The sequence below is a fragment of the Mucilaginibacter sp. genome, from assembly GCF_965200995.1.
Classification (GTDB): domain Bacteria; phylum Bacteroidota; class Bacteroidia; order Sphingobacteriales; family Sphingobacteriaceae; genus Mucilaginibacter.
The window spans coordinates 449,734-463,625 of sequence record NZ_OZ241743.1; the positions used below are offsets into that span (position 1 = coordinate 449,734).

Here is a 13,892-nt window from a genome sequence, read left to right on the forward strand (position 1 = left end):
ATGGAAACATTTAAATTTACCCGCGCTCAAAACAGCCGGGGTGCCATTGCCGAAGCTGCAACCGTAAGCGGCTCAAAATTTCTTGCCGGCGGTACCAACCTCATTGATTTGATGAAGCTGGATATTGAATTGCCGCGGCAACTGATTGATATTAACAAATTAGCGTTAAAGCAGGTTGAAAACGCGCCCAATGGTAACGTAAAAATTGGCGCACTGGTTACCAATGCCGATTTGGCTTATCATCCTCAGATTAAGGAACGTTATACGGTACTTTCAGAAGCTTTATTGTCCGGAGCCTCTGCGCAACTTCGTAACGCGGCCACTACCAGTGGTAACCTCATGCAGCGTACCCGTTGCCCTTATTTTTATGATACAGCCTTTGCCTGCAATAAGCGGGTACCGGGTTCAGGCTGCTCAGCTATACAAGGTTATAACCGCATGAATGCCGTGCTTGGCACCAGCGATTACTGTATAGCTACCCACCCGTCAGATATGTGTGTGGCTATGGCTGCCTTAGGTGCTACTATACAGGTACAGGGGCCTAAAGGTGAACGCAGTATCCCCTTTGCTGATTTTCACCTGCTGCCCGGTAAAACGCCGCAGTTGGAACACAATTTGAAACCGGGTGAACTGATTACCAGCGTAACTTTACCACCATTACCGGCAGCCGCAAAATCGCACTATTTAAAAGTACGCGACCGCGCTTCATACGAATTTGCTTTAACTTCAGCCGCTGTTGTATTAGATATGCAGGGTAACACCATCCGTACAGCGCGTATAGCCTTAGGCGGCGTAGGCACCAAGCCCTGGCGTTCTTTGGCTGCCGAACAGGCCCTTGCGGGTAAAATAGCTTCTGAACAAAACTTCCGCAATGCGGCAGAGATTGCGATGGCCGGAGCTAAACCTTATAAAGACAACGCATTTAAAATTGAACTGGCAAAACGTACACTGGTACGTGCATTAATCACTACAGGAGGTATAGCATGAGCGAATTGGTAGGTAAACCCATCAACCGTGTTGATGGCAAATTAAAAGTAACCGGCACTGCACCTTATGCAGCTGAATTTCCGGTGGCTAATGTGGCGCATGGTGTTATTATTAAAAGCACAATTACCAAAGGACGCATTCAGCATATTGATACCAGCGGGGCGGAACATGCCCCGGGAGTAATTAAGGTGATTACTTATGAGAACGCCATGAGTCTACATTTTCCGCAAAGCTCTAATAACGGCGGTACCTATGCCGAAAAAGATTTATTGCCACTGCAAAGCAACCGCGTATTTTATGATGGCCAGATAGTAGGCATGGTACTGGCCGAAACTTTGGAGCAGGCGCAATATGCTACTAAGTTGGTTAAGTACACTTATCAAACCGAACAACCGGCTGTTAACCTGAAGCAAAATCTGGCAACAGCTTACAAAGCGGCATCAGCCACAGGCGGTAAACAAACCCAGTTAAAGCGTGGAGATGCTGAAGCAGGGGTACAAAATGCACCGGCTAAGATTGAACACACTTATACCACCCCTGTCTATCATCATAATGCGATGGAGCCTCATGCAACCCTGGCCAAATGGGAAGGTGATAAACTAACCATTTATGATGCTACACAGGGTGTGGCCGGTAGTAAAACACTATTGGCATCATTATTAGGCACCCAGCCCGAAAAGGTTGAAGTAATTGCCTTGTACATAGGTGGCGGTTTTGGTTCAAAAGGTTTTCAATGGCCCAATACCGTATTGACAGCAATGGCAGCTAAGCAAATCAATCGTCCGGTTAAATTGGTACTGAGCCGGCAGGACAATTTTACCACAGCCGGTCGCCGCTCGGAAACGCTGCAGAAGATTAGTTTGGGTGCTGATAATTCTGGCTGTATATCTTCCATTAAGCATGATTCTACGGTAGAAAGTTCATTTGTGTCTGAGTTTGTTGAAACTGCTGGCTTAGCTACAACGCTGCTATACAATAATCCCAACTCCGATGTCAGCCATCAGGTGGTTCGGCTCAACCGCGGTACGCCCTGCCCTATGCGCGCTCCGGGCGAAGCGCCGGGTACTTTTGCTATTGAAGTTGCCATGGATGAAATGGCTGATCAGCTAAAGATCGACCCTATAAAACTGCGCCTCGATAATTACAATGAAAAGGATTTGCAGGAAGACAAACAGTTTTCATCCAAACATCTTAAGGAGTGCTACGAACAGGGTGCCGAACTGATTGGCTGGTCGCAGCGCAGTGCTACACCAGGAAGCAAATCAGAAGGCAAGTATTGGGTAGGTTATGGTATGGCTACCGCCACCTACCCTGCCAACCGTAGTGCTTCAACTGCTAAAGCAACCATATTTGCCGATGGCCATGCCGAAATAGAATGTGCCACACAAGATATTGGTACCGGTACATATACCATCATGACCCAGTTGGCCGCAGAAACGCTTTCACTTCCCATAGAAAAAGTAACGGTTAAGCTGGGTAATAGCAAGTATCCAAAAGGTGCCAATTCGGGTGGTTCGCAGGTTACAGCCAGTGTAGGCCCGGCAATTCGTGCTGCTGCGTTAGGTGCTGTCAGCAAACTTGCTACAGCAGCTATCAGCAACCAGCAATCACCGCTACATAATCAGAAAGAAGACGACCTGACCGTAAATAATGGCAGGATCATCATAAAAGGCAAACCTGAAAAAGGAGAAACATTTGCGGCTATACTTAACCGGAGTAATTTGCAAAAGATAGAAGCATTGGCAACTACTAATGTATCTACCCGGCAAACACAGGAAGCCAATCCCACTTCTGGCAACGGCTCAGAAGCTGAAGCTCAAAAGGAAAGTAAATTAAATGCAGCGGTGCAGGCTGATGAAGATGTAGACCGCAAACCATTTGCATTTCACTCTTTTGGAGCTCAATTTGTGAAGGTATTAGTAGATAAGGATTTAGGAACAGTGAAAGTAGACAAGGCTGTTGCAGTAATGGATATTGGCACTGTAATGAATGCAAAAACAGCTACCAACCAAATTATGGGAGGAATGATTTTTGGTATAGGTATGGCATTAATGGAGGAAACGGTGTACGATCCAAACCGTGGCCGTATTGTAACACGTGATTTGGCTCAATATCTTGTACCTGTACATGCTGATATGCCTGAATTTAAGGTTAGATTTTTGGAAAAGCCGGATACACTGATATCGCCAGTCGGCGCAAGAGGTATAGGCGAAATTGGAATTACAGGCATTACTGCCGCTGTAGCCAATGCCATCTATAATGCTACGGGCAAAAGAGTAAGAGAATTACCGATCTTACCCGAAAAGCTGATATGAAATATAAAATTTCATTTAAACCAAAAAGGGCTGTCATATCATATGCAGCCCTTTTTGGCTTTGTCTCACACACTTTGCACACCTCCCGTCAACTTTCAAGAGAGGTAATCAACGCAAAAAGCCCTTTAAGCGAATGTGCTTAAAGGGCTTTGGTAAGGGATGGCGCCGACCTACTCTTCCGCCTGTTACGGCAGTACCATCGGCTCTGGCGGGCTTAACTGCTCTGTTCGGAAAGGGAAGAGGTGGACACCGCCGATATAGGCACCTGAATATTTTTAGTGATTTGAATCAAGAGACAGGATTCAGGAGCCAGGACCTTTACAGGTGTTGACTTTTGAATTTTGGCTTTTGAATTCTCATCAATGACAATTCAGGGAAAGAAGGGATTGAAGGACCAACCGGGCAAGACCGGCAGTGATTATTGTTGCTTTTGTATATTGCTATACTTGTATATTTCTATACTGCTGTGTGCTTTGGGGCAGGCGTTACTGCTAACGGCCTGCCCTTGTTGCGCTTTTACGAAGAAAGCTTCGGGCAATTAGTATGACTTGGCTATGCGGTCACCCGCTTTACACCTGTCACCTATCAACGTAGTCGTCTGCTACGACCCTCAATGGAAGTCTCATCTTGTGGCTAGTTTCGCACTTAGATGCTTTCAGCGCTTATCTATTCCAAGCGTAGCTACCCTGCCGTACACCTGGCGGCATAACAGGTTCACCAGCGGCTTGTCCAACCCGGTCCTCTCGTACTAAGGTCAGCCCCACTCAAACTTCCTGCGCCCACAACAGATAGGGACCGAACTGTCTCGCGACGTTCTGAACCCAGCTCGCGTGCCACTTTAATCGGCGAACAGCCGAACCCTTGGGACCTTCTCCAGCCCCAGGATGTGACGAGCCGACATCGAGGTGCCAAACCTCCCCGTCGATATGAGCTCTTGGGGGAGATCAGCCTGTTATCCCCAGCGTACCTTTTATCCTTTGAGCGATGGCCCTTCCATGCAGAACCACCGGATCACTATATCCGTCTTTCGACCCAGCTCGGCTTGTCTGCCTCACTGTCAAGCAAGCTTATGCTATTGCACTCCCCGTACGGTTACCAAGCGTACTGAGCTTACCTTTGAAAGCCTCCGTTACCTTTTTGGAGGCGACCACCCCAGTCAAACTACCCGCCAAACAATGTTCTCCGCTATGCGGAGTTAGACACCCACTGCAGAAAGGGCGGTATTTCAAGATTGTCTCCACGAGTCCTGGCGAACCCGCTTCACTGACTCCCGCCTATCCTACACATCCTGCAGCCGACATCAATGTTAAGCTATAGTGAAGGTGCATGGGGTCTTTCCGTCCCGTTGCGGGTAACCGGCGTCTTCACCGATACCACAATTTCACCGAGCTCATGGCTGAGACAGCGCCCAGATCGTTACACCATTCGTGCAGGTCGGAACTTACCCGACAAGGAATTTCGCTACCTTAGGACCGTTATAGTTACGGCCGCCGTTTACTGGGGCTTCGATTCAATGCTTCGCCTTGCGACTAACATCCCCTCTTAACCTTCCAGCACCGGGCAGGTGTCAGGCCTTATACTTCATCTTTCGATTTTGCAAAGCCATGTGTTTTTGTTAAACAGTCGCCTGGGCCTTTTCACTGCGGCTGGTATTGCTACCAGCGCCCCTTCTCCCGAAGTTACAGGGCCATTTTGCCGAGTTCCTTAGCCATGAATCACTCGAGCACCTTAGGATTCTCTCCTCGACTACCTGTGTCGGTTTCCGGTACGGGTTTTTTACGCCTGAAGCTTAGCAGGTTTTCTTGGAAGCCTGATTACCCTCATTATCCACTCGCCCGAAGGTCTGCGGTACTATCAGCTTTCAGCAAAGACGGGGTACTTAACTCCCATCCCTATACCTACGGCCTTTAACGAACTATTCCGTCAGTTCGCAGAGGTGTCACTACTCCGTCACTGCATCGCAGCGTAAAAAAGTGCAGGAATATTAACCTGCTGTCCATCGGAATCGCCCTTCGGCTTATCCTTAGGCCCCGACTAACCCTGATCCGATTAGCGTTGATCAGGAAACCTTAGTCTTTCGGTGGGCGGGTTTCTCTCCCGCCTTATCGTTACTTATGCCTACATTTGCTTTTCTATCCCCTCCACCAGGGCTTGCCGCCTCTGGCTTCTCCGCAGATAGAATGCTCCCCTACCAGTATAACCCTAAGGTTATAATCCATAGCTTCGGTATACCATTTAATGCCCGTTTATTATCCATGCCCGGCCGCTCGACTAGTGAGCTGTTACGCACTCTTTAAATGAATGGCTGCTTCCAAGCCAACATCCTAGCTGTCTGTGCAGCCGGACCTCGTTAGTTCAACTTAATGGTAATTTGGGGACCTTAGCTGATGGTCTGGGTTCTTTCCCTCTCGGCCCTGGACCTTAGCACCCAGAGCCTCACTGCAGCGAAACATTACTTAGCATTCGGAGTTTATCTGGATTTGGTAGGATTTGACTCCCCCGCACCCAATTGGTAGCTCTACCTCTAAGTAACTTTATGCGCCACGCTGTTCCTAAAAACATTTCGGGGAGTACGAGCTATTTCCCAGTTTGATTAGCCTTTCACCCCTACCCACAATTCATCCGGAAGCTTTTCAACGCTTATCGGTTCGGTCCTCCAGTACCTGTTACGGCACCTTCAACCTGACCATGGGTAGATCACAAGGTTTCGCGTCTACCTCCTCTGACTGCACGCCCTGTTCAGACTCGCTTTCGCTTCGGCTTCGGGGCTTAACCCCTTAACCTTGCCAGAGAAGAGTAACTCGTAGGCTCATTATGCAAAAGGCACGCCGTCACGCAACTTGTACGCTCCGACCGCTTGTAAGCACACGGTTTCAGGTTCTATTTCACTCCCCTGCTCGGGGTTCTTTTCACCTTTCCCTCACGGTACTGGTTCACTATCGGTCTTCCAGGAGTATTTAGCCTTACCGGATGGTGCCGGCAAATTCCCACAAGGCGTCTCCGACCTCGCGGTACTCAGGATACTACTAAGCCCATCTCTCATTACCCGTACGCAGCTCTCATGCTCTATGGCGGGCCTTCCCATGCCCTTCCGGTTCTTCAGATGATACCACATTGTAGTCCTATAACCCCGGCAGTGCCGTAACACTGCCGGTTTGGGCTGTTTCCCTTTCGCTCGCCACTACTCAGGAAATCACTGTTGTTTTCTTCTCCTCCGCCTACTTAGATGTTTCAGTTCAGCGGGTTTGCGCATTATCATGCGATCTACCTTCAGTAGATCAGGTTTCCCCATTCGGAAATCTGCGGATCAACTCTTATGTGCAAATCCCCGCAGCTTATCGCAGCTTATCACGTCCTTCATCGCCTCTGGAAGCCAAGGCATCCTCCGTGTGCCCTTTCTTACTTTCTTCTACACCGCCAGCTTTTGCTCCGGCGGGTATGCTTTTATCCAGGAGGCCGCTTTAGTTCGTTCGTTCATTGGTCATTCGTTCATCAGTTATTATCCTTGCAGATGCCAACTACGCACTATTCACAACTCACTATTCCCTAAGCCAACCGTCCCTATCACTGTTGTCTTACTCAGTTTGTCTTCAATTACTTCTTTCCATGATGTCAAAGAACGTTTTGCGATGGTTCACTGGTGCAGTAGTTTATTTGTTTATTGGTCTTATCCCAATGAACAAATGAACACTTGTTACTAATGAACGCTTCGCAGCGTGGAGAATAACGGATTCGAACCGTTGACCCCCTGCGTGCAAGGCAGGTGCTCTAGCCAGCTGAGCTAATTCCCCTCTCGTAAAGTGCTGCTTGTTAGCCTTCAGTAGTAGTCCCGAGCAGATTTGAACTGCTGACCCCTACATTATCAGTGTAGTGCTCTAACCAAACTGAGCTACGGGACTCTATAGTTTTGAATTAGGCACCCTGCTTGCTCTAGCTTTCCGCTTTACTTAGGGTTTCCTCTTTACTTTTTTCGTTCGTTCTGTAATAATAAAGAAAGGAAAAGATCATGCCGGTAAGCTTAAGCTCAGGCAGTTATAGCTCAACAGGCAAATGGTGCAAAACCCGCATCTCACCAGTTTAGATGGATTGGACATTAACAGTCAATGCTTCCGGAGCGCAGGATCAGCACTGGGCTGATGGCTTGCTCTAGAAAGGAGGTATTCCAGCCGCACCTTCCGGTACGGCTACCTTGTTACGACTTAGCCCCAGTTACCGGTTTTACCCTAGGACGCTCCTTGCGGTTGCATACTTCAGGTACCCCCAGCTTCCATGGCTTGACGGGCGGTGTGTACAAGGCCCGGGAACGTATTCACCGCGTCATTGCTGATACGCGATTACTAGCGAATCCAACTTCACGGGGTCGAGTTGCAGACCCCGATCCGAACTGTGAAGGGCTTTACGAGATTGGCATCCTGTTGCCAGGTAGCTGCCCGCTGTACCCTCCATTGTAGCACGTGTGTAGCCCCGGACGTAAGGGCCATGATGACTTGACGTCGTCCCCTCCTTCCTCTCTGTTTGCACAGGCAGTCTGAATAGAGTCCCCACCTTTACGTGCTGGCAACTATTCACAGGGGTTGCGCTCGTTGCGGGACTTAACCCAACACCTCACGGCACGAGCTGACGACAGCCATGCAGCACCTAGTTTCGCGTCCCCGAAGGGACTGGGACGTCTCTGCCCCATTCGCTAACTTTCAAGCCCGGGTAAGGTTCCTCGCGTATCATCGAATTAAACCACATGCTCCTCCGCTTGTGCGGGCCCCCGTCAATTCCTTTGAGTTTCACCCTTGCGGGCGTACTCCCCAGGTGGAACACTTAACGCTTTCGCTTAGACGCTGACCGTATATCGCCAACATCGAGTGTTCATCGTTTAGGGCGTGGACTACCAGGGTATCTAATCCTGTTTGATCCCCACGCTTTCGTGCCTCAGCGTCAATCGCACTTTAGTGAGCTGCCTTCGCAATCGGTGTTCTGTGACATCTCTATGCATTTCACCGCTACTTGTCACATTCCGCCCACTTCAGCTGCATTCAAGCCCGTCAGTATCAAAGGCACTTCGGCAGTTGAGCTGCCGGCTTTCACCCCTGACTTAACAGGCCGCCTACGCACCCTTTAAACCCAATAAATCCGGATAACGCTTGGATCCTCCGTATTACCGCGGCTGCTGGCACGGAGTTAGCCGATCCTTATTCTCGCCGTACATTCAGCCCTCTACTCGTAAAGGGGTTTATTCCGGCGCAAAAGCAGTTTACAACCCGTAGGGCCGTCTTCCTGCACGCGGCATGGCTGGTTCAGGCTTGCGCCCATTGACCAATATTCCTTACTGCTGCCTCCCGTAGGAGTCTGGTCCGTGTCTCAGTACCAGTGTGGGGGGCCATCCTCTCAGATCCCCTAGACATCGTCGCCTTGGTGGGCCGTTACCCCGCCAACTAGCTAATGTCCCGCATGCCCATCTTCATCCTATAAATATTTGATCATAAAATAATGCTATTCCATGATGTTATGCGGTGTTAATCTCTCTTTCGAGAGGCTATCCCCCTGATGAAGGTAGGTTACATACGTGTTACGCACCCGTGCGCCACTCTCATGGAACCGAAGTCCCAATCCCGTCCGACTTGCATGTATTAGGCCTGCCGCTAGCGTTCATCCTGAGCCAGGATCAAACTCTCCATTGTAAAATTACTTGGTTTGTCTGATTGCTCTGACCCTATTACTCAAAATAGAATCTTTAAACTAATCAATAAATAACTATCGCTTTTATTGCCTCAGCCCTCTCCAATCCTACCCCTCCGGAATTGACTCTCTTATCTTTCTTCCTTCTCTCTACTGGGATGCTTGCCTTGCTTGCTTGTCTTCTATGCTACTCTCAGCTCCAGCCTTCCTGCAGATGGTTGCCCACCCCGCATTCCGGCCCTCGCCTTCCTTCGCATGATCTTCTCTTCCTTTAAAAGAACTTCCTCGCCTCCCCCTCACGGTTCAGCTCCTATATACCTTCCACTTTGCGTGACCGATCGTTTTTAGTTTCCCCCTCAATTGCTGAAGGTTCTAATGTTTTTGTTTCCCTTGGTTGGGGCTGCAAAGGTAGAAAGAAAACTGAAATCTCAAAAACTTTTTTCTTTTTTCTTTCCAACTCTCAACGTACAGCGCCCCGCCGTTTCGGGAGTGCAAAGTTGCACATTGTTTCTGCATTTACCAAAATTATTACAAATAAAATTTAGTAAATGTTTATTTATGACTTACCTGCTTCAATGTACAAACGCCTTTCTCTTTAAAAGCGGGATGCAAAATTAACAGACTAATTGCTATCAGGCAAACATTTAGCTTGATTTTAGTGAATTACATTGTTAAATCCCTGTCTGTCAAGCCAAAAAATTCAACTTATTATTTGCGTTGATGCGGAAGTTTATTGTTTGGTTAACTGAATTGATTTAAAATCAAACCCGCCTTTTTCAAATATCACTCGCAACTTATTTTCTCCTTTACTCAATTTGATATTTTTTAATTCAACAGTTTTCCAAGACGTGTTTCCGCCATTGGCTATTTCAACAACTGCCGGTTTTGAAGCTATGCCTGTTATCACCAAACTCAACCTGCCTTTATTTTCTTCAGGTTTTACTTTAAATGCAACATTGTACTTACCAGCTACCTTTATGTTTACCGTGTATTGCAGCCATTCGTCATCCTCAATACCATAAATGTGGTAGCCGCTCTCATCACTTTCAATATCTATCCCATCATTACGGTAAGCGTGGCCCTTATTGCCAATGGTATTTACGCCAGGCGTATAATGATAGCTGGCCGTATCCTTATCATAATAAGCATAGCGCTGCCTTCCTAAATCGTAATCTGCTGCATTTATTGTTGTATTGCTTCCAATAATGTTTTTTTTGAAAGGCTTGGTCGTGGTAGTTTGTACCTGCCTGAACATGGCATCAATTACATCTTTATGATATAAAGCATTTTCTAATTTGATATCATTAAGCATCTCGTTTAATACAATTATAGCTTCAGCAGATGTAGGTTTCTCACCTTTACCAGACCAGTAATCTAACAATTTTTGATAGCTGGGCGGCACTTTGATTTCCAATGGATTGTTGATGCCCATCTTTTTCTCCTGCCACCACGACCAACCGATATTGTGATTTTCCACCAAGCCTATGGCCTCCGTAAACCAGGTATTTGAATTTTCACCGGATTCTCCCATCCATAACGGCACATTATTTTCTTTACTGATATTAAGAAAGCTTTGTATGGAACCTTCATTATTAAAATTTCCGTACTTATGAAAACTAACCACCATGTTATTATCCCATAAGGGGAATATGCCCCGGTAGTTATTGCCAAAGCCATTACCTTCAATAATGATCATGTGCTTTTTATCTACTTCGCGGATAGTTTTGGTGATGTCGATCATCAATTTTCTTAATGGCTCATTTTTGGTTTCGTTAATTCCGCGCGGGTCATCCTTCAGGTTTTCGAAGCCCCAGTTAGGTTCGTTGATAATATCATAGCCGCCAATGTATGGCTCATCTTTATACCGATCGGCCAGTTTGCGCCACAGGGCTACCATTTTATCCTGATTGTCCTTACTCTCCCATAAAGAGGGCTTATCCGGGTAGCGGTCTGAAATAGCCAGATCATTACCCTGTCCGCCGGGAGCGGCATGCAAATCCAGTATCAGGTACAGGTGGTTGGCCTTGCACCATTTCAACAGGCTATCAGTTAATGCAAACCCTTTTTCAAGCCATGTATTTTTACCGGCTACCGGTTCTTCATCAACAGGCAAGGTATACAGGTTATAATGCATAGGCAGGCGAATAGAATTAAATCCCCAGGCAGCCATAGAGTCGATATCAACTTTACGGGTATGCAACGCCAGCCACTGATTGTAAAATTGAGCAGCATAGGTCGGCCCGGCCACACCGGCAATAGCTTCGCGTATTTTGTATTGCTGCCCCAGGTTGCTTACTTTAAACATGTAACCTTCCTGCAGCATCCAGCCGCCCAAACCCATGCCCCGCAAAATTACCTTGTTGCCCTTTTCATTGGTAATGATACGGCCGCTTGCCTTTAAATAGCCTTGTGCCAATATTACGTTTACATTCAATACCAGAAATATGGCAAGCGTGAGTTTATAAAAGACGTTTTTGTACATACATTTTTATTTTTTAAACAATAACTTGTACTGGCTATGCAAACAGCATGGCTAACAAAGATAAATTATGTAAGCAATACCATATATATAAATACAGCATAAAGTTTTTGATACAGCAGAAAGGTATTACAAGGTTGAATGCCTGGTAACATACCTTTGTGATTTGTTAACATTTGTTTACCTTAGTTAAAATTACTATGCAAGCATAATGATTGGTCAAATCATATTTTTATTAATCCTTGCGGCAGCAAGCTGGCTGTTTACCAGAAACCTGATCAAGATCCGGCGCAATATCCTGCTGGGTAAAGAAGTTAACCGCAGCGACCAGCCTGCCCGGCGGTGGAAGGTAATGGCCAAAGTGGCTTTAGGCCAGAGCAGGATGGGCAAGCGCCCTCTCGCAGCCGTTATGCACTTGTTTATATATGTGGGCTTCATCATTATAAATCTGGAAGTGCTGGAAATTATGATAGATGGCTTGTTTGGTTCGCACCGGGTATTTCATAAGGGTTTAGGCAGTTTATACGGATTACTGACCAGCGGCTTTGAAGTACTGGCCGTGCTGGTGCTGGTAGCCTGTATTACTTTTCTGGCACGCCGTAATATTTTGCACCTGAAACGACTTACCGGCCGCGAAATAACCGCCTGGCCCCGCTCTGATGCCAATTATATACTGATTATTGAAATTTTACTGATGACCGCATTTTTAACTATGAATGCGGCCGATTATAAGTTGCAGCAATTGCATTACGGAGATTACGTGCAGGCCGGCAATTTTCCGGTAAGTTCGCTGCTCAGCCCTTTGCTGCCATCGGGTGGGCATGTGCTTGCACTGATTGAGCGGAATTGCTGGTGGTTCCACATTGCAGGTATACTGGCTTTTTTAAACTACCTGCCCTACTCCAAGCACTTTCATATTTTAATGGCCTTCCCGAATACCTGGTATTCAAATTTGAACCTTAAGGGTCAGTTCACCAATATGGTTTCGGTTACCAACGAGGTAAAGGCCATGCTTGACCCTTCTTTTATACCGGAAGCACCTGCCGAGATCAACCGGTTTGGGGCGAAAGATGCTACTGACCTTACCTGGAAAAATTTAATGGAGGCATATACCTGCACTGAGTGCGGCCGCTGCACCTCGGTGTGTCCGGCTAACCAAACGGGCAAGCTGCTATCGCCACGGAAAATAATGATGGATACCCGCGACCGTATTACAGAAATAGGGCAAGGCATCGAACAGCATGGCAAAGATCATCAGGATAACAAGGCGCTGCTGGATGATTATATTACCCGCGAAGAACTATGGGCCTGTACTACCTGCAACGCCTGTGTAGAAGCCTGCCCGGTAAATATTAATCCGCTGGAGATTATTACCGAAATGCGCCGTTACATTGTGATGGAAGAATCGCAGGCTCCGGCCAGCCTGAACAATATGTTTAGCAATACAGAAAATAATGGCGCCCCCTGGAAATACTCCAACGCTGATCGTTTTAACTGGGCGAAAGAATGACGTGCAGATATAAGGATGTACAAATAAGCAAATGATAAAATTCAGTATAACGCTGACCTCAATTGCATGAACGAAAAAACCTGAAATGGAAGAACTGAACTCAAATCAATCCGAAATAGAAAACCCGAAATCAGAGCTATTACACGTACCTACTATGGCCGAAATGATAGCAGAGGGTAAAACGCCCGACCTGCTGTTTTGGGTAGGTTGTGCGGGCAGTTTTGATGAGCGTACACAGCGCATTACACGTGCCATATGCCGCATTTTGCAACATGCAGGCATCAGTTATGCGGTACTGGGAACGGAAGAAAGCTGTACCGGCGACCCGGCCAAACGTGCAGGTAATGAGTTTTTATTTCAGATGCAGGCCATGGTGAACATTCAGGTGCTGGATGGTTATGAGATCAGGAAGATTGTTACCGGTTGTCCTCACTGTTTCAATACATTAAAAAATGAGTATCCGGCGCTTGGAGGCAACTATGAGGTAATACACCACACCCAACTCATACAGCAGTTGATTGATGAAGGTAAATTGAAAGCCGAAGGCGGAGAAAGCTTTAAAGGTAAGCGCATCACCTTTCATGACCCTTGTTACCTGGGCCGTGGCAACAGTGTTTATGAGGCTCCCCGTAAAGCGTTGGAAATACTGGATGCCGATCTGGTAGAGATGAAACGCTGCCGCAGCAACGGCCTGTGTTGTGGCGCCGGCGGAGCGCAGTATTTCAAAGAGCCTGAACCTGGCACCAAAGATGTAAATGTAGAACGCATGGAAGATGTGATAGCCAGCAAAGCGCAGGTAGTAGCTGCCGCCTGCCCCTTTTGCATGAGTATGCTGCGCGACGGCATAAAGCACCGCGAACAGGAACAAAACATTGAAGTGCTGGATATTGCCGAAATTACAGCACGGGTTAACGGCTTGTAATTTATTTGC

The 13,892-nt window shown here is 47.3% G+C and carries 5 protein-coding genes, 2 tRNA genes and 3 rRNA genes; 4 read left to right on the plus strand and 6 right to left on the minus strand.

Annotation, left to right across the window (positions count from 1 at the left end; genetic code table 11):
* Together ACY652_RS02180 and ACY652_RS02185 are read left to right on the plus strand one after the other, a co-directional pair.
* Window positions 1–987, plus strand: coding sequence for an FAD binding domain-containing protein (locus tag ACY652_RS02180; RefSeq protein ID WP_462266299.1), 987 nt, complete (start codon window positions 1–3; stop codon window positions 985–987).
* Complete coding sequence (locus tag ACY652_RS02185; RefSeq protein ID WP_462266300.1) at window positions 984–3,302, plus strand: xanthine dehydrogenase family protein molybdopterin-binding subunit; 2,319 nt, start codon at window positions 984–986, stop codon at window positions 3,300–3,302. Before ACY652_RS02180 ends, ACY652_RS02185 begins: the two co-directional genes overlap by 4 nt.
* 157 nt (window positions 3,303–3,459) lie before the next feature.
* On the opposite strand, the gene rrf is transcribed toward ACY652_RS02185, so the two are convergent.
* From rrf to ACY652_RS02215, 6 genes are all read right to left on the minus strand, one after another.
* A 5S ribosomal RNA gene (gene rrf / locus ACY652_RS02190) occupies window positions 3,460–3,571 on the minus strand.
* 249 nt (window positions 3,572–3,820) lie between these two features.
* A 23S ribosomal RNA gene (locus ACY652_RS02195) occupies window positions 3,821–6,712 on the minus strand.
* 307 nt (window positions 6,713–7,019) lie between these two features.
* Window positions 7,020–7,093: transfer RNA gene (locus tag ACY652_RS02200), tRNA-Ala, on the minus strand.
* A gap of 33 nt (window positions 7,094–7,126) precedes the next feature.
* A tRNA-Ile gene (locus ACY652_RS02205) sits at window positions 7,127–7,201 on the minus strand.
* Window positions 7,202–7,452: 251 nt separating this feature from the next.
* Window positions 7,453–8,974, minus strand: a 16S ribosomal RNA gene (locus tag ACY652_RS02210).
* Together the 16S, 23S and 5S rRNA genes with 2 tRNA genes alongside form the textbook arrangement of a ribosomal RNA operon.
* Window positions 8,975–9,702: 728 nt before the next feature.
* On the minus strand, window positions 9,703–11,454 hold the full coding sequence (locus tag ACY652_RS02215) for a cellulase family glycosylhydrolase (protein ID WP_462266301.1): 1,752 nt from the start codon (window positions 11,452–11,454) through the stop codon (window positions 9,703–9,705).
* 208 nt (window positions 11,455–11,662) lie between these two features.
* On the opposite strand from ACY652_RS02215, the gene ACY652_RS02220 reads away from it, so the two are divergent.
* On the plus strand, window positions 11,663–12,961 hold the full coding sequence (locus tag ACY652_RS02220; RefSeq protein WP_462266302.1) for a 4Fe-4S dicluster domain-containing protein: 1,299 nt from the start codon (window positions 11,663–11,665) through the stop codon (window positions 12,959–12,961).
* Between the two features lie 85 nt (window positions 12,962–13,046).
* Window positions 13,047–13,883, plus strand: a complete 837-nt coding sequence (locus tag ACY652_RS02225) for a (Fe-S)-binding protein (RefSeq protein ID WP_462266303.1) — start codon at window positions 13,047–13,049, stop codon at window positions 13,881–13,883.
* Window positions 13,884–13,892: the final 9 nt, after the last annotated feature.